At 40.8% G+C, this 24,572-nt stretch carries 16 protein-coding genes; 4 read left to right on the forward strand and 12 right to left on the reverse strand.

Features of this window, described 5'->3' with window-relative positions; translation table 11 throughout:
• Nucleotides 1-217 precede the first annotated feature (217 nt).
• Entirely contained in the window at nt 218-1,540 is a 1,323-nt protein-coding gene (locus tag AWN68_RS06330; RefSeq protein WP_068412923.1) for a TonB family protein, read from the reverse strand.
• Nucleotides 1,524-2,111, reverse strand: a complete 588-nt coding sequence (locus tag AWN68_RS06335; protein ID WP_068412926.1) for an RNA polymerase sigma factor — start codon at nt 2,109-2,111, stop codon at nt 1,524-1,526. The genes AWN68_RS06330 and AWN68_RS06335 overlap by 17 nt, the downstream gene beginning before the upstream one ends.
• A 95-nt stretch (nt 2,112-2,206) precedes the next feature.
• Between AWN68_RS06335 and AWN68_RS06340 the strand changes: the two genes are divergently transcribed.
• The gene (locus AWN68_RS06340) at nt 2,207-4,093 is read left to right on the forward strand and encodes a YfbK domain-containing protein (protein WP_068412928.1); all 1,887 of its coding nucleotides are present in this window, start codon (nt 2,207-2,209) and stop codon (nt 4,091-4,093) included.
• A 609-nt stretch (nt 4,094-4,702) separates the two neighbouring features.
• On the opposite strand, the gene AWN68_RS06345 is transcribed toward AWN68_RS06340, so the two are convergent.
• Both AWN68_RS06345 and AWN68_RS06350 read right to left on the reverse strand, forming a co-directional pair.
• A complete protein-coding gene (locus tag AWN68_RS06345; RefSeq protein ID WP_157716109.1) occupies nt 4,703-5,254 on the reverse strand; it encodes a DUF3347 domain-containing protein in 552 nt (183 codons plus the stop codon).
• 113 nt (nt 5,255-5,367) lie between these two features.
• Nucleotides 5,368-6,492 (reverse strand): hypothetical protein, encoded by a 1,125-nt coding sequence (locus AWN68_RS06350; RefSeq protein WP_157716110.1) that lies wholly within the window; start codon nt 6,490-6,492, stop codon nt 5,368-5,370.
• A gap of 1,241 nt (nt 6,493-7,733) precedes the next feature.
• On the opposite strand from AWN68_RS06350, the gene AWN68_RS06360 reads away from it, so the two are divergent.
• Entirely contained in the window at nt 7,734-10,820 is a 3,087-nt protein-coding gene (locus tag AWN68_RS06360; RefSeq protein WP_084362787.1) for a VPS10 domain-containing protein, read from the forward strand.
• A gap of 108 nt (nt 10,821-10,928) precedes the next feature.
• Here the strand turns inward: AWN68_RS06360 and AWN68_RS06365 are convergent, their stop codons facing one another.
• Together AWN68_RS06365 and AWN68_RS06370 are read right to left on the reverse strand one after the other, a co-directional pair.
• Entirely contained in the window at nt 10,929-11,318 is a 390-nt protein-coding gene (locus AWN68_RS06365; protein WP_068412943.1) for a hypothetical protein, read from the reverse strand.
• A 622-nt stretch (nt 11,319-11,940) separates the two neighbouring features.
• Nucleotides 11,941-14,394 carry an ABC transporter permease gene (locus AWN68_RS06370; protein WP_068412946.1) on the reverse strand — a complete coding sequence of 818 codons (2,454 nt, stop codon included), beginning with the start codon at nt 14,392-14,394 and terminating at the stop codon, nt 11,941-11,943.
• Nucleotides 14,395-14,866: 472 nt separating this feature from the next.
• Between AWN68_RS06370 and AWN68_RS06375 the strand changes: the two genes are divergently transcribed.
• Complete coding sequence (locus AWN68_RS06375) at nt 14,867-15,664, forward strand: FKBP-type peptidyl-prolyl cis-trans isomerase (RefSeq protein ID WP_068412949.1); 798 nt, start codon at nt 14,867-14,869, stop codon at nt 15,662-15,664.
• A 120-nt stretch (nt 15,665-15,784) separates the two neighbouring features.
• Here the strand turns inward: AWN68_RS06375 and AWN68_RS06380 are convergent, their stop codons facing one another.
• Nucleotides 15,785-16,309: a hypothetical protein gene (locus tag AWN68_RS06380; protein WP_245657971.1), complete on the reverse strand. Its 525-nt coding sequence runs from the start codon at nt 16,307-16,309 to the stop codon at nt 15,785-15,787.
• 51 nt (nt 16,310-16,360) lie between these two features.
• On the opposite strand from AWN68_RS06380, the gene AWN68_RS06385 reads away from it, so the two are divergent.
• Nucleotides 16,361-16,837, forward strand: a complete 477-nt coding sequence (locus AWN68_RS06385; protein WP_068412950.1) for a DUF456 domain-containing protein — start codon at nt 16,361-16,363, stop codon at nt 16,835-16,837.
• A gap of 52 nt (nt 16,838-16,889) precedes the next feature.
• On the opposite strand, the gene AWN68_RS06390 is transcribed toward AWN68_RS06385, so the two are convergent.
• The 5 genes from AWN68_RS06390 to AWN68_RS06410 all read right to left on the reverse strand — a co-directional run bounded on the left by AWN68_RS06390 (nt 16,890) and on the right by AWN68_RS06410 (nt 24,566).
• Nucleotides 16,890-17,303: a response regulator gene (locus tag AWN68_RS06390; protein ID WP_068412951.1), complete on the reverse strand. Its 414-nt coding sequence runs from the start codon at nt 17,301-17,303 to the stop codon at nt 16,890-16,892.
• Between the two features lie 38 nt (nt 17,304-17,341).
• Nucleotides 17,342-21,202: a PAS domain S-box protein gene (locus AWN68_RS06395; protein ID WP_068412955.1), complete on the reverse strand. Its 3,861-nt coding sequence runs from the start codon at nt 21,200-21,202 to the stop codon at nt 17,342-17,344.
• Between the two features lie 453 nt (nt 21,203-21,655).
• Nucleotides 21,656-23,569 (reverse strand): M14 family metallopeptidase, encoded by a 1,914-nt coding sequence (locus tag AWN68_RS06400; protein ID WP_068412958.1) that lies wholly within the window; start codon nt 23,567-23,569, stop codon nt 21,656-21,658.
• 80 nt (nt 23,570-23,649) lie between these two features.
• The gene (locus tag AWN68_RS06405) at nt 23,650-23,946 is read right to left on the reverse strand and encodes a DNA-directed RNA polymerase subunit alpha C-terminal domain-containing protein (RefSeq protein ID WP_068412961.1); all 297 of its coding nucleotides are present in this window, start codon (nt 23,944-23,946) and stop codon (nt 23,650-23,652) included.
• A gap of 17 nt (nt 23,947-23,963) precedes the next feature.
• On the reverse strand, nt 23,964-24,566 hold the full coding sequence (locus AWN68_RS06410; protein ID WP_068412964.1) for a hypothetical protein: 603 nt from the start codon (nt 24,564-24,566) through the stop codon (nt 23,964-23,966).
• Between the last annotated feature and the right edge of the window lie 6 nt (nt 24,567-24,572).

Consider the following 24,572-nt stretch of genomic DNA (forward strand, 5'->3'; position numbering starts at 1 on the left):
TTGTCTTTTCACCATAGCGATGCTATGCTTTCAAAGCCAAACTTCCTGATTCTTTGCGATTTACGCTCTCATTACGATCTCTATTGCATAAACCAGGTTAAATTCAACTCTAACCCTCCAAAAGTTGAAGAATCAATTTTATAAGAAACTATTGGGTAGGAACTTTTGGAGGGTTTCTATAATGAGAAATCAGCCTGATTTATGCATGGAGTTCTTTTTAAGGCTTAAAAACTACCCGGATAGTTTCTGTCGAAACTTTTAAAGCGCCATTTTTATCGGTAGCCGCTTGCCAAGCCGGCCCTTCTTTGATTAATCGGATCGCCTCTTCATCGAAAGCCGTACCTAAGCTTTTCTTGATTTCGAAATTGCTCAAAGAGCCGTCTGTGTTAATGGTGAACTCCACCTGAACCGCACCTCTCGTTTTGGATTCACTTTCAGGATAAATGATATTCTCTTCTAAGTAATCCTTGTAATCAGGCATTCCCATTACAGGCGCTGCTTTTTGGTTAGCACGAGCTTGACTCTTTTGTCGATTAGCACTTGCTGGACTAGTGATAATAATTTCGGCTAAGTCGGTTACATCAGCTTCCATTCTGATGGTGTCATTTATTTTAGAAAGGTCGCTTAACCTAAATTCTTGAGTAACATAACCTAAATAGCGTACGACATATACAGCAGAAGTATCAGTTGAAATTTCTGCTTTACCTTGAATATTTGTGCCTGTTCCTTGTGTTGTGTTTTTGATCAAAACAGACACTTGAGGCAAAGGTGAAAGATCATTGGCGTCTACTACTGTCAGAGTAATATTGGGCTGACTTACTTGAACTCCGGCTACTCGGCTTTGCAGCATGCTTTGAACATCCATGGTTCTGGCCATTTCAGTTTCGGTCCTTTCTTCAATCGCTGTTTTAGCAGCTTTCATTCTGGTAATCTCTTCCGTTTTTGCTTGAGCTGATTTGGTCTCTTTCGCTTCTGAAAGGGTTTTTAAATCAATGTTTTCAATTTTAAATTCTTCCTCAATTTGAATGTCCAGCTCCATCAATTCTTCTTCATCGGCAATGGGGGAGAGCCTCATGGTTTTTGGCTTGGTATCTGTATTTGAAGCGGTTAGTTTTGGCTTTTCTAATTGGTCTGGGTTAATCAACTCAAGGCTGTCCGTGGCTGGTCTGGCCTCAGTTTCGACTTCTTTTTTCGAAGTGAATTTTTCAGGTGCTTCATCTTTATTCTGTAACCAGAAAAACACAAAGGAAGCAGTTATTAGAATCAACAAAGTGGCTGCCAATCTTCTGGTCATTGTCCAAAAGCCAATGCTATTCTTTTCTTCCAGTCGTTGGTCTAAACGGTTTTCAAGTTTGGCCAAGTCAGCACTTAGCTCCGTGTCGCCAATTTGTTCCCAGCCTTCTAGTGCATCGGCATAGAACGGATCTTCCAACATCAGTTTTTCAACCTGATGTTGTTGTTCAGCATTTAAAAGCCCTTTTTTATAGGCTTCCAATATTGCTGGGGTCAATTGTTCAATATGGTTATGCTTCTTGTTCACGAAGATTTTCTACACATATTTTTAAATTTCTACGTCCGTTCTGAATGTAGCTTTTTACTTTCTTCAAGTCAAAACCTGTTAGTTCTACCACCTCTAGGTAACTCTTCTTTTCAATATAGAAGAACTGTACGCAGACTTTTTGTTCTTCATTTAGTTGGCTAATGCAGTCTTCCAATTTGGTCAAATCACTTTCCAATGCATTCGGCTCGCTATCATGATGCACAGCCAAGGCAATTTCCATAACGGCTTCTCCATTTTCTACAGAATGCCCTTGCGACTTCTGTTTTCTGAGGAGCATTAAGCACTCATTTTTAGTGAGCACGTATAGCCAACTTTTAAAATTTTCTACTTTTTGGTTGTGCAACTGTGAAAGTAATTTCTCAAAAACCTGCATCACCATGTCTTGAGCTACATCACGGTCTTTCAAATACTTCAAACAAACCCCATACACCAAATTCATGTATCGCTTATACAGCTCACCAAGCCACCTATTGTCCTGGTTTTCTTGATAAGCGAAAATCAGCTCTAGGTCAGTTTTTTGGGCGATATCGGTTCGTTTTTTCGAGAACAACGGATTATAAATGAATTATTTTTCTCTGCTTTTATGGAATCTTCAGGCACCGTGCATCTCAAGGTTAAAGAAATTTTTACATAAACCTTTTAGCGATGAAGAATTTAATAATAGTAATGATGATGTTCACTGGCATATTCCATAACAGCCAGGCCAAAGATTTTCAAAAGGAAGTTACGGGCATTGTGAAAAGTGCCGACAATAATCTTCCGCTATCTCAAGTATCTGTATTGATTAAGGGGACTACTCAAGGTGTTTCTACAAACGCCAATGGCAAGTACAGTATTTCCGTACCCAATAACGAAACGGTATTGATTTTTATATACCTAGGCTACATCACCCAAGAAGTGAAAGTAGGAAAGCGATCCGTGATCAATGTTAGCCTCGATCAAGATGTGCAACTCATGTCGGAAATGATTGTGATAGGGCAAATGCAAGCAGAGCAGAAAAACAAAATAATGATTAGGGGTATAGCAGACCAAGAAGAAATGGAGATTGAGATTTTATCCCAAATGTACATGCAGCCCGAGAATAACTTTTCTACTGCTTACCAGTACCCAAAAGAATTAAGTCAGGAAGATTATGCTGAAATAAAAGAAAATGGCTTCAATACGCCATGGAAGAATCCTTTTTCCACCTTCTCAATTGATGTAGATGCGGCTTCGTATAGCAATGTGCGCAGGTTTATTAATGATGGAAAAATGCCTCCAAAGGATGCTGTGAAAATTGAAGAAATGATCAACTACTTCAATTACGATTATGAGGGGCCTAAAGGAAAGCATCCATTTGCGGTACAGCACGAAGTATCCGATGCACCATGGAATACCCAGCACAAACTCGTTCATATTGGAATTCAGGGCGAGAAGATTGACGTAGATAAATTACCGCCTGCCAACCTTGTTTTCTTGGTCGATGTATCGGGTTCGATGGGAGCAGATAATAAACTGCCTTTGCTCAAAAAATCATTAAAGCTTTTAGTCAACCAAATGCGCGATGAAGACCATGTGGCCATAGTGGTCTATGCTGGCGCAGCAGGAGAGGTGCTGCCGTCTACTTCGGGTAAAGAGAAAAACAAGATTATTGAAGCCTTGGATAAGCTGAATGCTGGTGGCTCAACGGCTGGCGGGGCTGGTATTGAATTGGCTTACAAAATCGCGAAGCAGAATTTTCTGAAAGAAGGAAACAACCGAGTGATTTTGGCCACTGATGGTGATTTTAATGTAGGTGCATCCAGCAATAAAGCCATGGAAGACTTGATTGAAGAAAAGCGCAATGAAGGTGTTTTCTTAACTGTTTTGGGCTACGGAATGGGCAATTACAAAGATTCTAAAATGGAGCTTTTGGCCGATAAAGGAAATGGCAACCATGCTTACATTGACAATATTTTAGAAGCCAAAAAAGTATTGGTGAACGAGTTTGGCGGTACGCTTTTCACCATTGCCAAGGATGTTAAAATTCAGGTAGAATTTAACCCTGCCACCGTGAAAGCTTATCGCTTGATTGGTTATGAAAATAGAAAGCTGAATGACGAAGACTTCAACAACGATAAAAAGGATGCGGGCGAATTAGGCGCTGGTCATACGGTAACGGCTTTATATGAAATCATTCCAGTAGGGGTGAACAGCCAGTTCAAGCCTTTGGACGATTTGAAATACCAAAATACAGAAGTGAAGAAAACCACAGGGAACACCACCGATTTAATGACGGTGAAATTACGATACAAAAAGCCTGATGGAGACACCAGTATTTTGCTGCAACAAGTGATTAAAAATGAATCAGTGAAACTGAGTGACAGCTCTGAAAACTTCCGTTGGTCGGCTGCAGTAGCCGGTTTCGGAATGATGCTTCGTAATTCAGAATACAAAAACAACCTGACTTTCAATGCGGTCATCCGTTTGGCCAAAGGAGCTAAAGGTCAAGATGAAGAAGGCTACCGCGCAGAATTCATCAGACTGGTGGAAATGGCTGGACTGTTGTTCTAAATAGACCACCGCTAAAAGGTTTCGCTAAGCAAAGCCCTGTCAGTTTTCCAAAACCTGACAGGGCTTTTTGATTCTTCTCCAACTTCCTATTTATAGCCATGAACAGACAGCCGCATTAGTTTATCTCGTCCTTACAGGACTTTCTTGAATATAAAGTCGAGTTTTCCGAAGTGTTTCACCCTTCTTTTTGATATTACGTCCTTTCAGGACTAAGAGTAGCTGAATGCTTGTGCAAAAACCAAGCCCCATCGGGGTGGCATATCTGTAGCATAGAGAAATATACACGGTACATTAAGCCCCAGCGGGGCGACCCATAGCGATTGTGTTATTTGCATTCCGATTTTATGAAGGGGTATCGGTTCAAGGACAGAGTCCTTGAATAATAGGGGTCACAGGTTCGGAGAACCTGCGACAGGAGAAAAAATGAATACTTGTGCAAAGTCCAAGCCCCATCGGGGCGGTATATTTGTAGCATGGAGAAACATATACGGTACATTAAGCCCCATCGGGGCGGATAACAAAGGAATGAGTTGCCCATTCCTTGTCAGCATAAAGTAAATTCAACCCTGAAAGGGTGATATGATTTCAATTCCAAAGTAGGAAAGAGGATTATAATCTCTCTGAATTAGGTCGCTTAGACTGATTTTTAACAATAGAAGCAGGTTCCTCCTTACCCATAACCTTGAACAGCTTTCCGTTAGAAATGCTTCCATCGTAAGGGCTATTCACACGAGCTTCATTAGCCAGCCAAACTTCGCTGCTGTCACTCATAGATCGAAAGGCAAAAACCTTCCCATTTACTGGGGGATGTTTTTCCAATAGCTTTAAAATTTCAATGCTTAACGTTGTAAACAGTTTGCGCTGTTTGTCTATCTCAGACTCTTTTTTGATGCTTTTAGCTAAGTCTGATAGGTTTGAAGATGACCCAATTGAAAGTTGAAATACATCAGCACTTTTTTGTGCCATTTTAGCATCTCCAGCTACTAATGCTCCTTTAATATCTAAATAGCGCTCGTAAATGAAGCTGATTTTGGGCTCTTTAAAATAGGGGTATACCGCGGAAGGCATACTGTCTTGAGTTTGCTCCCCCTTTTCCGGCTGACAAGCCAAGAATAAAAAGGCCAAAGCAATTAGTATGCTTGGCCTTTGAGTTTTTACCATTACCATAGGTTAATATACTTGAAAGATGCACCAAGAGCCTTTTCTTTCTCGCCCACTTTGCAATAAATTATCTGTGATGGAGCGAATGACTCTTGATACAGTCCTTTTAGCTTTTAATAGTAGAGGTATAAAGTTGACTCGCTATTGGTGGTTCTTTTGGTCACTTCACCGTTCGCGTTAAACTCGTAACTAAATTGGTAGAAAAGATCTACATCGTTCTCTTCAATGCGATACGAACCAGGCAACTTTGTTTGACTGCTGATAGTAGGAATTATTTCATTCACAGGAAACGGATTTACCTTGTCATAATAGTGGTCGTAAGTACGAGTAGAGGTCAATTTCAAATCACCGTTCTGAGCTGGGTAATAAGCGAGCTGCTTGTACAAGTTACCGTCTTGAAAATATAGGTAAACAAACATTAAGCTAAGTACATATGAACCATTAGATTGAAGATAATAATCTGCTCTACCAGCTACATTCCCCATAAAATCATAATCATATTCTGAATAAGATTTTTTCACACCGTATTCAATCTTCTCTGATCGAATGATTCTTCCATTTTCACTAATAAAATACTCGTCTTGGTCAGGGTAGTAGTTGATCTTTTCAATCATACCGTTCGCATCATAATAATAAGTGTCTGTACCAGCGCTTGCCCCAGGCGTCTCAGATGTCCAGTTTATTTTACTCACACGGCCTTGTTGATCATACACGAATGTTCTCTTGGTTTTCCAGCCGCCAGCAGCTGACTCATAAGACTGCGCTTTCCCAAAAAGCTCATCGTCCAGAATGGTGATTTCTATGCTATCTAAATCACCAGCAACCGCAGTGGTTCCATCAACAATGTTGAATTTAATCGACTTGTGACCAGACAATACATTGTTGTCTTGAGGAATTACACTGAATTCTGCCACTGTTTGGCCAGCAGAGATTACTAACTCCATCTCGTTTTGATTTAAACTAGGTAATGTTGAGAATAAGCCTTGACCAATGGCTTCTTCCAAGTTCAATACTAGGGTGTAATCCTGTTCGGCTTCGGACGAAAGTTGAATTCGAACGGTCAGGGCTCCATCGTTTTCCTTTAGGTTGACAATACTGTTTTCAAAATTTGCCTTAATCAAAGAAGAAGGCGGTGGTGTAGAATTAGAATCAATGTTAGGCTTAATTCCATCTTCTTCACAGGCGAGCAATCCAGCCATCACTATGACAGCTATGCTCAGTTTTAGAGTTTTATACATAAATTATTTTGAGTTTTTGTGCCTTCCGTTTGCTTGCATGCTTCTTTAAGAATTACATCCCTGAGAGGGTGATGATTTCATTAAACAAATTGAGCATGGCGCTAAACTTCCAACTGATTTCCCATTTACAACTCATGTGCCAATTTTTGTTAAAAAGTAGGCTTGGCAAGAAAAAAAATATTTAAAAACTGAAAATAATTTTCAAAAATCAGCGTGGAGGCATCATAAATGGCTTTTAATGATGAGTTCCTAAATTTGGCTAGGCGTTTAAGCAATCTCCCTTTCCAGTTATCTCGTCCTTATAGGGCTTCGATTGTGGTACATCCATGATTTCCGAAGGGTTACACCCTTCGTTTTGGTATTTCGCCCTTTCAGGGCAAAGAGTAGCTGCGCGCTTGTGCAAAACCCAAGCCCCATCGGGGCGGTATATTTGTATAACAAGGAAATATACACCAGTAATTAAGCCCCGTTGGGGCGACCCATAGCAATTGTGTTATTTGCCTTCTGGTTTTATGAAGGGGTATCGGTTCAAGGACAGAGTCCTTGAATAATAAGGGGCACAGGTTCGGAAAGCCTGCGACAGGAGGGGAAATGAATACTTGCGCAAAATCCAAGCCCCATCGGGGCGGCATATTTGTAGCATGGAGAAACATATACGGTACATTAAGCCCTATCGGGGCGACCCATAGCGATTGTGTTATTTGCATTCTGGTTTTATGAAGGGGTATCGGTTCAAGGACAGAGTCCTTGAATAATAGGGGTCACAGGTTCGGAGAACCTGCGACAGGAGGAAAAATGAATGCTTGTGCAAAATCCAAGCCCCGTTGGGGCGACACCTTTGTAGCCCCAACGGGGCGGAATATCACAGGAATGGACGCAGCCCGTTCCATGATCATTATAAAGTAAATCCAGCCCTGAAGGGGCGAGATAACGTTGGTTTATTCGTAATAAGGTTAGCTAAAATTTCAATAGCCCGCGTTAAGTCACCCTGTTCCGAAGCTTCGGAGGTCTTTTTCAGAAACACAAAGAGGTTTGTTTGTGGTACGTGAAAAGATTTCTCTGCAAGCTGCGAAATGACTTCGTAGAAAGCAGGAGTGGTAAATGATTCTCTAAGCGAGCTTTATAACCAATTGTTAAAGGAGTTGCCATTTCCTCACCAACCACTAATAAAATTCCACCCCACAAAAACTTTGAGATAGCCCTATCTTGAGCCATTGATAAATAACCAAAATCCTTTCTCAATGAAGCTCGGAAATCTATTTACACTTTTATTCTTATGCCTCTGTGTCGCTTCGGCCACAGCGCAAACCGACCTTTCCTTATTCAAAACCATGGAACCACGTTCTATCGGTCCGGCAGGAATGTCGGGTAGGGTCACTTCAATCGATGTAGTTCGGTCGAACAAAAACATTATTTATGCAGGAACTGCCTCTGGTGGTTTATGGAAATCTACCAGTCAAGGCACCTTATGGGAGCCGATTTTCGATGATCAGGACGTAGCCTCTATCGGAGTGGTGACTATCGATCCATCCAACCCTAGCGTAATTTGGGTAGGTACGGGCGAAGGAAATCCACGTAACTCTCTCAATTCTGGTTATGGCGTGTACCGCAGTTTAGATGCAGGCCGCACGTGGGAGCACATGGGCTTGGAGAAAACCAGCAATATCCATCGCCTTATTGTTCACCCTAACGACCCAAATACCATTTGGGTAGGTGCAATTGGTTCCCCTTGGGGCGAACACGAAGAACGCGGTGTTTTTAAATCTACCGATGGCGGAAAAAACTGGAAGAAAGTACTTTATGGAGGTCCGGGTGCGGGTATTGCCGATATGGTCATCGACCCCACCAATCCTAATAAAATTGTAGCGGCCATGTGGGAACACAGAAGGTGGCCTTATTTCTTTAACTCTGGCGGTCCAGCTTCGGGTATTTACATTACCTATGATGGTGGCGAAACCTGGAAAAGAAAAACCGCTGAAAACGGTTTGCCAAAAGGCGATTTAGGCCGAATAGGTTTGGCCATTGCGCCTTCTATGCCCGACAGAATTTATGCTTGGGTAGAATCAGCAGAAAACGCCATTTATCGATCAGACGATGGGGGAGAAAAATGGTATAGAATTTCGAATAAGAATGACAGAGGCATTGGTAGCCGTCCGTTTTACTATGCCGATATCTATGTAGACCCAAAAAACGAAAACAGAGTTTACTCGCTGCATACGCAAGTAACAGCCAGTGAAGATGGCGGTAAGAGCTTCCAAAACTTTGTGAACTCAGGCATTATCCATGTCGATCACCATGCTTGGTATGTTCATCCAGACGATCCTGATTTCTTGGTTTTAGGAAACGATGGTGGTTTAGTATTAAGCACTGACCGTGGTGGCAGATGGCAATATTCTGAGAACTTACCGATTGGGCAGTTCTACCATGTGAATTACGATATGGAATACCCATACAATGTAATGGGCGGAATGCAGGACAATGGCGCATGGTTAGGGCCAAGCCAATTGTTGAAAAACGGAGGCATTAGAAATGGTTATTGGGAAAGAATTGTAGGTGGCGATGGCTTCGATGTGGTGCCAGACCCTACTGATTTCCGCTATGGTTATTCATTGAGTCAGGGTGCCAACATTCAGCGTTACGATAGAGTAACAGGTGAAATGGTAGGCATTAGACCTGAGCATCCTGATGGCGTACAATTACGCTGGAACTGGAATGCAGGGGTGAATGTGAATCCGATTGATAAAAAGACAGTGTACATAGGAGCACAATTCCTTTTCAAGTCTACCGACAATGGTAGAAACTGGGATATCATTTCTCCAGATTTAACGACCAACAATCCTGAAAAGCAGAAACAAATTGATACGGGTGGCTTGAACTTCGATAATACGGGTGCAGAAATGCATACTACTATTACCGTAATTGAGCCGAGTCCATTGAAGCAAGGCGTGATTTGGGTAGGAACCGATGACGGTAATGTTCAGTTGACGCAAGATGGCGGTGGAAAATGGGAGAATAGCGCAGGAAAGTTCGAAGGTTTGCCAGACGCCACTTGGGTGCAGCAAATCAAGCCAAGTACTTACGATGCCGCTACAGCTGTAGTGGTGTTTGACGACCACAGAAGAAACAACTGGGAACCTTATGTATATCAAACTACCAATTACGGAAAATCGTGGAAGCGTATTGTGAAGAAGGATGCTGTATTCGGTTTTGCGCTTTCGTTTGTGCAAGACCCAATTGAGCCGAACTTGATGTTTTTAGGCACTGAAGGCGGACTTTACGTGAGTATGGATGGCTCGGCCACTTGGGCCAAATGGACGCACGGTTACCCAACCGTACCGACCATGGACCTTCAAATTCATCCAAGAGAGCATGATTTGATCATCGGTACTTTTGGTAGAGCATTATGGATTTTGGACGATATCCGTCCGCTGCGCGAAGCGACTAAAATGGGCATGAAAAAACTGATGGCTGAAAACCTTCACGTTTTCCCAATTCCTGATGCGACCAATGCGATCATTGGTCAGTATATGGGGTATAGAAGTACGGGTGATGGTCTTTTCATGGGCGAAAACAAGCCGTTTAGTGCAGGAATAAGCTACTATGCTAAAGAGGCAGGTCGTGTGAAAGTTGAAATTTCTGATGCACAGGGCAAAGTGGCAAGAACACTTTATGAGTCTGCGGACAAAGGTTTGAACCGTATGTACTGGGGTTTTGAAGGCGATGGTGTTCGTCAGCCAGGTTCAGGTCCGAGCAGAGAAGGCGCTGCACCACCACGCGGTTACGATGTATTGCCGGGCACTTATACCGTTAAAATGACTAAGGGGAATGCTTCGAGCAGCCAAACGATTAAGGTCATGAAAGATCCTCGTTCACCAGAATGGGACATGAACGAGATTGAGGCAAAACAGAAATTCATTCAAGAATACTATGATTTCTTAGCACCTGTTACCGAAGCGATTGATCGTTTGCAAGCCGCTACGAAAAGCGTTGGTTTGATAGATGGTTTTGCGGATGATAATGCAGCCTTGAAAGCGAAGAATGCTGAAATCAAGAAAAAGCTAACGGCTTTGAATCGACTGATTTATGCTGAAAGCACGCAAGGTTCACGAAATGACAAGAGCGTTCTCTCAAGTTATTTAGGAACTATTAGAGGTAAAATGGGTGGAAGTTATGATCCAGTAACGCAGGGCATGCGCTTTGCTTTGGCCAATGCAGAAAAGAAAGCCAACGAGGTAATTGGAGAAATCAATACTTTCTTCAAAACCGATTGGCCAGCCTATAAAGCTTATGTAGATGGACTGAAAATAGAGATACTACCAGGCTTTTAAGCTTAAAAGTACCTTAAGAACAAAAAACCCAAAGCAGTAATGCTTTGGGTTTTTTGTTGGTTAGTGTTGAGTGTAAAAGGTTGTTTATACTGTGTTGAGTATAGTCTTTTAATATCTCATTCGGATTTCCAGAACTTGGTCAGGGTCACGATAATTACCCATTTTGATAAATTTTTCGCAAGAACCAGTTACACCCCTAGTATCAGCCATAGTCACAGTGTAATTTAGTTTTTCTATTAATTTGCCTTCATGAAAAAATAGAGCTAAGAATTCATCTGCACCATAACCTGTTTTACAATAATGCCATTCTTCAACATTTTGTTTAAAGTCACTTTTTGCTGGGGGACCCATAATTTCTTCAACTTGTACTTTAGTCATGGCAGGGCTCAACTTATAAGAAACACTTAGGTTTTGTTGCATTTTGGAAGAAGCACAAGAAGTCAGGAAAGCAATTAAAATAATACCTACAGGGTATTTGAGTTTTGGAAATGCATTCATCTATCTATTTGTTTTAAAATTTACCCACATGATATACCTGCCACGTTTATGGCATATATATCTCATGTAATTTATTAAAACTTCCTTATATGATACTAATAGTGGTCGCTATGAGGAAGTTTTCTCCTTTCTTAAGATTGCTTCACGTAAACACTATCACTTCGATGTACACTTGCAGGTTCGCAATGACAGTCCGAAATGGCATTTACATATTTTATTACCTCGTCCTTACAGGACTTATGTGAGTCGTAGTCTTGACTACCGAAGGGCTGCACCCTTCGGTTTGATATCACGCCCTTACAGGGCTAAGAGAAGTAGAATGCTTGTGCAAAAGCAAAGCCCCATCGGGGCGGCCCCTTTGTAGCATAAAGAAATATCCACCCTACATTAAGCCCCAGTGGGGCGACACCTTTGTAGCCCCAACGGGGCGTAATATCATAGGAATGGGCACAGCCCATTCCATGTCAGTATAAAAATTAATCAAGCCCTGAAGGGGCGCAATAACCTTTTGGCACAGTTAAACTTGATCTATGGAACGTGAAAAGATTTCTCCGCAAGCTGCGAAATGACGGCTCGAAATAGGGTGGAGGTTTAAGTAATCAGTGAGGTTGCTTCAAGTGTGCTAATTCACTTCAAGTGAACTTACAGGGCTACTGACCACCGTTTTCCAGCATTGTTTCAGAATGATGACAATGCAAATCATAAGCATCATAAGGATGGGAAAAAGCACTAAGGTGGGGCTCAAGTTGATTCGTACGGCATAATTGGCCAGCCATTCTCTTGCACCATAGATTACAACAGGTAATGTCAATATACTTGCATAGAAAATGAGCACTAGAAAATCGTATAACAATAGCACCAATATCTGACCTGCATGGGCGCCCAAAACTTTGCGAATTCCGATTTCCTTGGTTCGTTTATATGCGGTAAATGAAGATAGGCCGAACATTCCCAAACTGGCAATCAGAATGGCGATCAACGAAAAGAAGAAGAACAAGCTAAGTATGTTTTCTTCCATGGCCAATTGGTCGTTGTATTGACGGTCCAAAAAATAGAAGTTGGGAAATTGAGAAGCCCAAGTAGATTCTAGGTGGTCTAAAGTGGCCATTATTTTTTCACTTGAACTTCCTTCCGATTTCACCGTCATCTGGAAAAAGGTAGGGTGGTTGATACCTGTAACATAGGCCTTAGGCGGCTCCATTGCCGAGTTGTTTTTAATCACCCCCGAAACATTCAAATATCCATTGTACTGACCCACTTGTTTCCCTAAAAGACTGTCAGGTTCTGTGAAACCAAGAGCCTGCATTGCTGATTCATTGATGATCACTTTGTCAAAGTCCACAGAAAACTGCGGGCTGAAGTTTCTTCCAGCCAGAAAAATTTGAACGGAATCTTTCCAATATTGATGGTCAATCACATAAAGCTGATAGTTGGCTTGGGTGGTGTCTTGCTGATGATCAACCAAATAGAAGGGCTTTACGCGTTGTGTCTTTTTGATCTGTCCATTGTAAAGGTTTGTCAAATTCACCTCCTTGATGCTATCACTGGATTGGGCTTGAATAAAGCGCTTAAACTTATCAATATAGGCCTGATTGGTGCCGCCAACTCCTGGGAACTTGGCCGTTACTTTTAGTTCTATGGATTGACTGTCGTGTGATTTGAGGAATTCTAATTGCTGATGAACAATATAAACGGCCGAAAGAAAGCCAATCCCCATGGCAATTTGGAAAACGAGCAGAAACCTAATGACTTTTGACCCTTTGGAAGAAAGCTTGGAATTAAGTACCTGAGCTTTCCCCCTTAAGGCCTCGATTGGTTTAAGGGCGGAAAGAAAAGTAGCAGGGTAGATTCCTGAAAGAATGGTACTGACTATGACCAAAACGAGCACAAAGACCAATCCTATTTTCAGCGTTTCCCATTCCATTGGTACTGGGTAATCTACCTTGGTATAGAGTTTCATCAAACGCAGTCCCACTATAAAATTGAAAAAGGCCAAAACTCCCGCTAAGAGATTAATCATGAAAGCTTCCCCTAAAAAGCTAAGCATTAACTGTTTCGGTGCAATGCCAAGTAGTTTTCTTACGCCTACTTCCTTCGCTCTATCAATGGAGTTGATAATGGCGCTATTTACATAGTTGGTGCAGGAAAGAATGAGAATGATGAGGCCAACCAGGCCTAAAAAAGTAAGAAATACAATATTGGCCCTGGGTGAAGGTTCGTTGGAACTTGTGGAGTTTAAATGAATTTCTTGAATGGGGAGAAAAGAAATCCGGCTCTCCAAAGTGTCTGTAATCAGGGGTGGGTAAACATGGTTGCTGGCCTTGGTTTGAATAGATTGTACACTGCTGTTGGGTTTCTCTAACAGGTAAGTATAAAGGATTGGGCTCTTTATTCCTGATGAAAAGCTGAGTCCTGATTCTGGTGAAGAAAGAGAGACGAGCATATTGGCTTGTAAATGACTTTTAATGGGGAAGTCTTTAAAAATTCCTGTGATGGTATACACGTTCTCATCAATTCCTTTACGCCCTGTTTTTAAGGTTTTACCCAAAATGGAAATACCTTTTTCCGAATCTTCCCTAAATAGCTTTTGCGCTCCCGATTCTGACACTAAAATGGTGTTTGGGTCAGAAAGTGCTTCTTTTCTATCGCCTTCAATCAGTTCAATAGAAAAGAGCTCAAGTAGGGAGTTCTCTGCAAAATAAACCCTTTCAACATAGAGAGGGTGAGAAGAACCGTCCGTTTGGGTTTGGCTAAAGAAGGCTGTTCCATTATCAGAAAAGGGCATTAAACGTGTGGTATTCTCTATTTCATTAAAGGTTTTTTCTAATTCCGGTCCGATAAAAGGGGCGGTAAGGGCATCTTTCTTTTCTAAAGAATTAAACCCGTAGGTATCCGTTTCAATCCGATATACATGATTTGAATTAGAGAAGCTATCGAAGGTATATTCAAAGTAGAGGTATTGAAAAATAAACAGGCAGGCCGCCATGCCTAAAGAGAGGCTCAAAATATTGAGGAAGGAAGCTCCTTTGTTCTCGCGAAGATTACGGTAGGAAACCAAAAGGAAATTCTTGAGCATAGTCTAAACTGAAGGTTTGCATGCTGATTTACAACATACATGCCATGAACGGAAACTTTATATGCATTGACTGAGAGCTGTTTACGAAAGATAGATACGGTCAGATACGAACAGGTGGTGTTCTATTTTGAGCACTCTTTATGAAAATTATAGTGCGGGGGGTGGAATCTATTATGGTCAGTGCCTTCAGCGTTCGTTTCCCTCTGGATTTAAAACTGTTGAAACGGTTGGTGTTGATTTAGCATTCCATAGCCCTATTTGTGTAAATGGCACCTTTCCTTCCTTGAGCCTGCCTGCCACCGGCAGGGCACGAAAGATCTAAAATATCAAGGTTGGGTGTAAATATGGTCTACCCAAGGACAGAGTCCTTGTTGAATAGTAGTCACAGGTTCGGAGAACCTGCGACAGTGATTGGCCAGATTATACACGTTGTTGTGTGCTGGTTTTCACTAAACTTTTTTCTTAACTTCAAATGAAATTATTTCTTACAAGGATGAAAATTTTTTGTTTTTTACTAATACTATTTTCAACTCACATTGTGTTCTCCCAGACAAATGATACCATTACAACGAAAACAGGATTAAAGTACTTTTTAACAAAACAAGGAAATGGAAAGGCGATTGATTCAGGATTAGTTGTTGTTCAACACTACACTGTTTGGTTATCCAATGGTGAAAAGCTTCAATCATCTAGAGATAAAAATACACCCGCGGGATCTGTATATCCTTCGGATAAAATAATAAAAGGAGCGAATGAAGCGATTTCACTTATGAAAGTAGGTGATAGAGGTAAGTTTATAATGCCCTACTATTTAGCATACGGTGAGAAGGGAAACTCTCTGGTTCCACCAAAAGAGACCTTGATATTTGATATAGAGGTTTTGGAAACGAAAAAAAGTTCTATTTCTAAGGAGCTTTTAGATGTGCTATATGATGATTCGTTTAAAGTAGATAGTATCCCAAAAACTCATGAAGCTATCGAAAAATACAAGTCTCTAAAACGAGATGGCTTTACAGATCTTTACATAGGCCCAAATGATATATACATTATTGGGTTTGGTTTATTAGAAAAATTCCCTAAAGATGCTCTGGAATTATTTAAATTTTGGGTTGAAGAAAACCCGAAGTCTTCGGATGCATATCTGCATTTGGGAAATGCATTTAATTATTCTGGAGAGCAAAAATTAGCTATTGAAAATTTTAAAAAATCTCTTGAGTTAAACCCTGATAATCTTGTTGCTCTTGAACAATTGAAAAAACTGGGAAATTGATGTAAATTTTTTTGAGTAATGTTTCAACTTGTATGCATCTCATGTGATTTATAAAAACTTCCTTATAGCGTCCAAATAATGCTAGCTATGAGGAAGTTTTCTGTGAGCCATCGGTTACCATTATTTCAGCTTCTCAAGCGCTTTCAGCGTTCGTTTTCCTCTGGACTTAAAGCCAGCTGAGCCATAGGGCATTTGATCTTCAATAAGGATTTGAAGTTCGCTCTTCAGTTCGGGTACCTTTTTGGTAATATTCAAAAGCACTGTCATGGAAAAGCACTTAATAGCAATGGCTTCACTTTTTGAGGCCAAATAGCCAAAGCAAATGTCGGCTACTTCGCCCCACAGGCTTTCTGGAATCTCCAGTTCCTGAAGCACACGGACGGTATTGCGCTTAATGGAGTCATGTAAATTGGCTTGCTTAAGGTTGAATATCATCGCTTTCAAATGAGGTTTAAGCATCTCAACCTTCTTTCTACCAATTTCGCCAACTACCCAAGCCGCTCTTTGAGTTACACGATATTCATCGTTAAGAAATAGATTCATCAGCGCATCAAACCGTTCCTGTTGTTCTGCGACATATGAAACGATCAGGTTCGTATTCTCTTTGGTGTGTTCTTTTAGAAGTTGTTTTCGAATGTCTATCATGACTTATACACCAAAATTAATCATCTTTAAATATTATTCACTTTTTTTACCATGGATATACTACTTATTGTTTTAGGTATCGTTTTTATGCTTGTGGGGATTGCAGGTTGTGTTTTGCCCATTCTTCCAGGCCCACCCATTAGTTTTTTAGGTTTACTTTTTCTCCATTTTACTGAACGTACTGATATTCCAGAAGACACTTTATGGACTTTGGCGTTAATTACTGTAGCAGTAACAGTACTCGATTATATTGTTCCCATTTATGGAACAAAACGGTTTGGGGGAACCAAAAAAGGAGTGTGGGGGAGTACAATAGGCTTGATTATAGGCATGTTCCTTTTTCCACCTTTTGGTATAATTATCGGCCCGCTGGTTGGTGCATTTGTGGGAGAAATGAGCGCTGGTCAAGATACAAACAAGGCCATGCGTTCGGCCTTAGGGTCATTTTTAGGTTTTCTAGCAGGGACATTGCTTAAGTTTATCGCCTGTTTTGTGATGGCTTACTACTTCATCATCTATCTGTTTTAAATCGTCCAAATTCTACCCCATTCATCGAAGAAGCGAAAAAACAGCCAAAAACTTATTTGGGCAGCCTTACCGTATTTTGCCAGTAGTCTCTAATGACTTCTGCGACCTTGTCGAGTCCAGTAATATCATTTGGCTTGATTATATAGGAGTTAGAATGTGCTTTATAAGACTTGATGATGTCTTCCTTTCTGGATGAAGTAGTCAACATTATTACAGGGATTTGCTTAATGCTGTCGTTCGCTTTTATCTTTTCTAGAGCTTCTAGTCCATCCATTACAGGCATGTTGATGTCGAGTAAAATTAGGTCAGGCAATATGGTATCCTCTTTTGTTAAATATTGAAGAGCCTCATGTCCATTATTAACTGCCGTTAGTGATCGTACTATTTCTACGTCTTCTAGCGCCAGTCGGATTAGCATTATATCAGACTCATTGTCTTCAACTAGAAGTATGTTCAGGCTATTCATTGAACTTGTCTTTGGTGTTAATAATGCTTCAATATATTTTATTTTTTTAAAGTAAACATAAAAATTGTTCCTTCTTTTATGTTTGGCTTAATCCAAATGTCCCCACCATATTTATTCACAATTTTTTTACAAGTGGCCAGCCCAATACCCGTTCCTGCATATTCTGAAGTAGAATGAAGCCTTTTAAAGACGGCAAATACTTTTTCGTAATGTTTGGGGGCAATTCCCAATCCATTGTCCGATATTATAAATAACCATTGGTCGGCCTCTTCTTTTGAATCAATTTTAATAATTGGATTATTTCCTTCTGGTTGGTACTTTAATCCATTGCTAATAAGGTTGGAAAACAGCTGAATCATTGCTGTTTCATCTGCTTTTATTACTGGCAGGGGTTGTACGTCAAATATGGCATCTCGGTACTTTTCTTCACTTTTTAATGAGAAAACAATTTCGTTAACCAGGGTCTCAAGATTAACCTCGTCTTGTTTGACGTTTCCAGCTTTTGAGAAATCGAGTATGCCTTCAATAAGCGCTTTCATTCGTAAGGCACCATCAACAGAAAATTGGATATACTGTTTTGCTTTATCATCCAGTTCATTGGCATATTTCTTTTTAAGGAGGGAAAGGAAGCTTGAAATGGTTCTAAGGGGCTCTTGTAAGTCATGGGCAGCTATGTAGGCAAACTGCTCCAATTCTTCATTTTTTAGGGCCAGTTCTTTTTGAGTGGCCTTTATTTGGCTAATGTCAACCCCCACCCCTAAATAGCCTATTGTTTTGTCATTTTCAGTAACGGCAGTAACCGATAATAGGACCGCGTAAGTACTGCCATCTTTCCGTTTATAGGTCCATTCTCTTGTTTCTGTTGCACCTCTTTTGGCCATTTCCACGAAAACGTCAAAACCTGCTATATTGCCTCCAAACTCCGATGAAAGTTCTTCACCACGTTGAACAATCTCATCCTCGATATGAATGATGGCTGGCGTTTGCTTTCCTACCATTTCCTCAGCTGAATATTGAAGAAACTCCTCAGCACCCTTATTGAAATGTGTTATAAGTCCCTTTGGGTCAGTGCCAATTATTGAAACAGATTGGGTGTTAAATATGGCCTTTAGTTCTTCATTGGCTTTGTTTAAGGTGTTTTCGACTGTTTTGATTTCATTAATGTCCTGAAAAATGCCATAGAGCCTTATGCACTTTCCTTTCTCAAACTCGGCCTGTCCAATAGAACGCACCCATACTGCATTTCCCTTGGCCGTAACAAGCTCAAATTCAGCATCGAAAGGAGTCCCTTTTTCTATCGCTTCACCAACTACTTTCTCTATCTTTTTTCTGCTTGCACCTAGTTTGTAAAAATTGATACCTGTGGTCAGGTCCGGAACAAAGTTGGGGGAGACTTCATGAATTTCCTTCGTGATTCGGCTCCATGAAACACTGTTGGTGACTAAGTCCACCTCCCATGTTCCAATGCGCGCTACTTCGTTGGTTTTGTCTAAGATTTCTTCAATTTTCCGTTTCTCTATTTCTTTTTGTTTTAAATGGGTAATGTCCGCTGTATAAATGATTAATCCGCCAATGGTGTCTTTGGTAACATACCAAGGACGAATATCCCATGTGATCCATTGTTTACTTCCATCTTCGCGTTCAAAAACGGCTTCGTCACATTGATTAGTGGCGCCTTTTAGGCATTCCTGATGATGCTTTTTCCAATCGTCACCAATTTCTGGGAAAATTTCATAATGCGATTTTCCAATAATTTTCTTCTCTGTAATGTTGTAGTCTTTGATCCATTGCTTTGATGCGGCCATATAACACATGTTCTTGTCAAACATAGCCAAAGCACTAGGGGCTTGTTCTACAAAGATTTGGTTACGTTGATTACTTCTTTCCATTTCTTCTTGGGCAAGCCTTTGAGCGGTAACATCCCAATTAGTACCCAGCATTCGGATTGGGTTTCCCGAATCGTCATGGTACACTTGACCTTTTGCTCTAATAAAATGAATAGATTGATCAGAAGGCCAGATGATTCGAAATTCGGTATCGAATTCCTTTTCACCAGCTATGGCCATTTGCATTTCTCTTATTGCTTGCTCAATATCATCCGGATGAACAACGCTTTCCCATGCATCTAGATCGGCTGAAAAGACATCTTTTTCTATACCGAAGACTTTGAACATAATCTCATCCCATATCAAAGAATTATTGACTAGATCATAATCCCAAATACCTATTGATGAATTATTAGTGGCCAGCTTTAAACGATTTGATAATTCCTTGAATTTAGACTCTGCCACTAGTCTTTCAGTAATGTCGACCATTGAAGAGATGAGGTATTCGGTTCCGCTAATGTTGACTTTTTCAATAGAAACAATAACGCTTACGGGGTTACCAAACTTATCATTTAATCTCGTTTCAAACCCCTTAAGTTTCATTTTATTTTCATTCAGGAGTGTTCTTAATACGTCACGATCTTCCTGAGTCATGAGGTTCAGCTCATAACTTGTTTTGCCAATTATACTTTTGTCGAAGTGGAATAAATTGAGAAAAGCGTCATTGGCATACCATATTTTACTGTCATGAAAAGTGGCAATGCTGGTGGCCACAGGGCTCATGTTGAAAAAGGTCATAAATTGTTCACGGGATTTCCGAATGTCTTCCTGAAGCTTTTGTTGTTTAGTTATGTCTCGGATGGCAGCAGAAACCCAAACCTTGTTTTGCATTTTGACCGGATTTAGCGATACCTCTACTGGTATTTCTGTGCCGTCTTTCTTTAATGCAAACAAACTCATTCCCGACCCCATGCTTCTTGCCTTTGGAGCATTATTGAAATCCTTTCGATGATTTACATGACCTCCTTGAAATCGTTTAGGCAAGAGCTTTTCAACGGGCTGATTAATTAGCTCTTCCTTTTTGTAGCCAAAAACTGTCTCTGTCTGTTCATTCACTACCTGAATGATTCCATTTTCATTGACGATGACAATGGGGTCGGGGGTGGCGTTTAAGAAAGCACTTACTTTTAACAAATCACCTTCAATCGCATACTTATTTGATTCAAGACGGTTGAGCATCCGCGAGGTTCTCCAAATTAAGAAAAGACTGATGAGTATAAAGGAAAGAGCGAAGAGTAGTGTGCCAAAATCTACAGAAATCGCTTGATTTCGATGGCTCTGTAGTCGTATATAGGTGAGCACGAGAATAATAATGGTCAATTGGGAAAAAAGGCTAATGGCCATTTTATTACCTAACTTTTTTCCTGTGAAGAGGTTTGTTATCCCAAGAGATGGATTGAGAAAAGACGCAGTAACAGACAAAATAAAAAAGATTAAAGCCGTGTGTATGGCCATTGAAGTAAGGAAGGACAACTTATATAAGTTTGGGACGCTGTATAGATAGCCCATGATTGCTATGAATGAGAGGAGCGTGACTATGTCTAACAGTACCTGCCCAATGATTCTTTGAGTTCTACTCCTTTTTTTTATAAGTAGAAACGATGAACTCAATAGAATAAAGCAAACCGCAGATAGCTGAGACATTCTCCCCGGGACTGGGTGGTTAGCAGCAATGGAGTCTAGGTCACTCACAAAGAGTTGGTCTATCCCTAAATTCACTTTAAACAACCCCTCTAGAAACGTTAGCCCTCCAATAACAAATACAGATAAAGCAAAAATGCTGGATAGGCTTACCCTTGCTTTATTCTTGCTTTGGGATATTAGGTATAAGGAAAACCCTGATAGGGCTAACCCCAGCGCTGTATTGAATTTCATCGTGGCATAGCTGGGTATTATGCTTTTTAGGATTTCAATATCTAAAAACCACCCGAGAATTACACTCGCAGCCATTAAAACAACAATGATGCTGATTGTAGCAATGATTTTCGTAGTCTTATTTGTTATGATGTTCATAGTCAAGTGTGTGTTAATACTACTATTACGTCTTTAAAAGGCTTCTGTAAAGATTAAGCACTTTATCCTAAAAGGGTTGCACCCTTTCAGGGCCTAGAGAGGGCGAGTGTTTTGTGTTTTTGATTCCAAAAGAGCATAATATCATAAGAGTATATAACTCATTCCTAGTTCAATATAAGTTTAATTAAGATACGTGTAATGTCGAGATGGCTTTATTTCCTCTGCTGTCACTCGGGGAGCACCTGTGTTTGATTTTACTTCGTTATGTAGTGTTTTATGGATGAGAGGTGATGAGGTTGTATTGACACTAGTTCCGCATTGCATGCTTAGAAGTAGAATTAATAAGTTTATGTGGGTTAATAGTTAAAGATGGGAGAAACATAAACAGCCCTAAAATCAATTGATTTTAGGGCTGTTTATTGAATCGTGTTTCTCCTTAGAGAATGGCTTTAATTACTTCTCAGGAGTTCCTATAGTCACTTCAGTTTCAATGTAGCCACCACGTGTAGAAAGGATTTTCACCTTCGCTTTAGCACCTTTGATTTTGTTCAGCTTAATTTCAAAAGTAGCCTCTTGGGTTTGTCCAGGTAGCGTTCTGTCCATGTACTGAGTTTTGTCGGATAGGCTAGGACTGATGATTTGCACCTGAGCGTCATCTCCGCCTTTGGTCAGTTTCGAGTCGAACTGCAACTGAACGCGGTCTTCACGAACGATTTTCACCAATTGTGCTTGCTTAAGTGCGGTTGGTAGTTCACCTGTATTGGTGAATTTCACCTTTACTACATAGGTGTCTTTGCCTTTGCTTTCCACACTTACATCGTCCAAAGTGATTTGAGGTAAATCCATGGCCATGGCCAAGTTGAAGAGCGCTTGCTTCTTCGCCCAGTTTTCTAGCTGCCACGGTGGCCCGTTTTGACCAAAGAATTTAGGGTGAAAACCACCAATTTCGGCTTTGCCCAAAGTAGGGTGATCGAATGGCTCCCATTCTTTAAAGCCACGACCTCCGTTTTCTTCATCGTCCCAGCGAAGCCCGTCATAATCGTCATAAATACCATCGTTGTCGTAATCCTTCATGGCGCCATTATTCCACAGCTCATCGCCATACCAAATGGATCCATAATAGAAATAACCGAAATCAGGGCCGTGTCCGAATAGGGGACTTGGTTTTAAAGGATCACCAGTAGAGGGGTTTACTTTGTAGCGTGTAGCATAAGTTTCAAAAACATCGCCCGCCCAAGGGTAGCCAGTAATGTCCATTCCAACTTGATCATACTTTAAATAGATATCTAAATCTTCAGGGTACATTCTCTCTTCACTTTTTGAAGTAGAAGGGGCCCTCAAGTGCATCGGTACTCTGGTGTCCATAGAGTTGGCTACCGAAATATTAGGGTGAGTTAGCATCCACATCACAATAGAGCGTGATTCAGGTTCAGACATTGGGAAAGCACCTGCTCCGTTTTGTGTATAGCCTCTGCCTGTTTCATCTTCACCTGTATCAGGTCGCCAGTTTTCAGGATAGTTTCTGTGTAAATCAAGTCCGCCTATGCCATCTTCATTGAAGCGTCCATCGCCATCGTTGTCAATGCCTTCACTGTAAACGAAGTAATCACCGTTTTGCGAACGCTTCATCAAACGTCCTTTCGGGTCTCTTGGGTCGATGATATGCGTGCCTATTTCGCCCTTTTTGGCTTTTACACGCACTTGGTACATGATACCATCACCGTCTAAATCTTCTTCGTCATCTTCATCAAGCAAACCATCGCGGTCGTTATCATGAGGTCTTACGGTAGAACGGTTTCTTTGGGCAGTGTTCAAATATAGATTCGAACCATCAGGGTTGTTTTGCGGTCTTAAGTAAATCGCCTTGGTATCAATTAATTTTGTAATTGCTGCATCACTACCGTAGCCTTCTAATAAATGATTGGTTAGCCAAAGAATGGATTCACTACTGGTGATTTCTCCACTGTGACGGCCACCTTCAAAATAGGCAGCAGGCTTATCGGTGTCTTTGCCAGTTTTCTTATTGGTCAGGGTCATTTGTAAAATTGGACGACCTTCAAAGCTGGTGCCTACTTGATATAAATCCACAATGTCTGGGTACTTTTCAGCCCATACCTTATACCAGTGATACATCACATTTACAGTATGGTAAGTGTCGAAGGTGAGCTGGCTTGTGGGTTCATATTGCACTTCAGCATGGCGAAACTGTTTGAAAAAGCTGACGCCATGCCTTTCACCTTTTATGGTGTATGTGGCGGTGTCTTTATCAGATTCTGGCCAGGTGACGGGGTTCAGCACTCTCACTTCTTGCGCAAAAAGCATGGGAGAGTAGAGTAATAAAAATAGCAGCGTGTGTTTCCTATTCATCTTCAAAAAGGTTGTTTGATTCGGAAGATAGAAAGAAAACCAAAGGGATGAGAATGCTTTTATTGGAGTGGCTACATTGTTTAGCCTTCAATTTTCAGTTTCAAGCCTCTTTTTCTAAGCTCTTTACTGATTTCTCTAAAGATTTTTGTCCCCATATTTTTGGCCTTTTTAATCTCGTTTTCGGAGAAGTCTTCTAATTGTGGCCAAGAATCAATTTCTAAGCCGAGTAAGAAATCCTTACAGCGAATAGAAACATCTGACTCCTTGATCTCAGTAGGTAACTTACTTTCTCGCTGTGTTTTTATCCTTTCGATATAGGATTTCAGCTTAGTGAGCTCTTCCATTGTAAAACGTTTAAAGAAAATGTCGTCAATCATGGTTCAGAATTTAAGAGTTAAAGAATGCTTCCAATAACTGTGTAGAAAATATCGAAATTGCTGGCTCCAGAGATGGCTAAAGCACTAGCTTTTACCTTGAATTGAATGGGGATATCTTGACGACAGCCGACAAATTCAAATACTTTAATGGCTGCATTTCCATTGTTGGGAATAGTAATATAACCGCCTCCGTTCTCAGGAGTTAGATCTCTAGGGCCTAAAGGCCGTACAAGTAGGTTGTCGTATAAAATGTTAACGGGGAATCTTACTCCACTATTCATAGTTGTTTTGGCCTGTATTTCTACATTTTGAGGCGCGTTTTGAGTGTGCATGTAGACTGAATATCGAAATATATTCAATGAACAGTTTAGTGCTGAGCTGGTTAAGGGGATGCCAAGGATAGGTGCCACCGTAGGGTCTAAAGTGAAAGAAATTAAACTGGCGTCTATATTTGATTCAAAACCAACAGTATTGGCGTCCTCACCAGCCTCCATCACCAAGTCATTGATGCTTTCTACGATATTAGGAAAACCGCTAACGTCTAAGGTGCCAGGTAAAAGCTGACCAAAAGACAAGCTAGAAAATGACAATAAAAGTATGATTGTATATATGTTTTTCATGATCCA

It is taken from the genome of Roseivirga echinicomitans (genome assembly GCF_001592935.1).
Lineage (GTDB): Bacteria > Bacteroidota > Bacteroidia > Cytophagales > Cyclobacteriaceae > Roseivirga > Roseivirga echinicomitans.

Coding starts and splice junctions, on each gene's coding strand:
- AWN68_RS06340 (WP_068412928.1), top strand. CDS start 2,207: ATGAAGAATTTAATAATAGTAATGATGATGTTCACTGGCATATTCCAT.
- AWN68_RS06345 (WP_157716109.1), bottom strand. CDS start 5,254: ATGGTAAAAACTCAAAGGCCAAGCATACTAATTGCTTTGGCCTTTTTA.
- AWN68_RS06350 (WP_157716110.1), bottom strand. CDS start 6,492: ATGTATAAAACTCTAAAACTGAGCATAGCTGTCATAGTGATGGCTGGA.
- AWN68_RS06360 (WP_084362787.1), top strand. CDS start 7,734: ATGAAGCTCGGAAATCTATTTACACTTTTATTCTTATGCCTCTGTGTC.
- AWN68_RS06365 (WP_068412943.1), bottom strand. CDS start 11,318: ATGAATGCATTTCCAAAACTCAAATACCCTGTAGGTATTATTTTAATT.
- AWN68_RS06370 (WP_068412946.1), bottom strand. CDS start 14,394: ATGCTCAAGAATTTCCTTTTGGTTTCCTACCGTAATCTTCGCGAGAAC.
- AWN68_RS06375 (WP_068412949.1), top strand. CDS start 14,867: ATGAAATTATTTCTTACAAGGATGAAAATTTTTTGTTTTTTACTAATA.
- AWN68_RS06380 (WP_245657971.1), bottom strand. CDS start 16,309: ATGATAGACATTCGAAAACAACTTCTAAAAGAACACACCAAAGAGAAT.
- AWN68_RS06385 (WP_068412950.1), top strand. CDS start 16,361: ATGGATATACTACTTATTGTTTTAGGTATCGTTTTTATGCTTGTGGGG.
- AWN68_RS06390 (WP_068412951.1), bottom strand. CDS start 17,303: ATGAATAGCCTGAACATACTTCTAGTTGAAGACAATGAGTCTGATATA.
- AWN68_RS06395 (WP_068412955.1), bottom strand. CDS start 21,202: ATGAACATCATAACAAATAAGACTACGAAAATCATTGCTACAATCAGC.
- AWN68_RS06400 (WP_068412958.1), bottom strand. CDS start 23,569: ATGAATAGGAAACACACGCTGCTATTTTTATTACTCTACTCTCCCATG.
- AWN68_RS06405 (WP_068412961.1), bottom strand. CDS start 23,946: ATGATTGACGACATTTTCTTTAAACGTTTTACAATGGAAGAGCTCACT.
- AWN68_RS06410 (WP_068412964.1), bottom strand. CDS start 24,566: ATGAAAAACATATATACAATCATACTTTTATTGTCATTTTCTAGCTTG.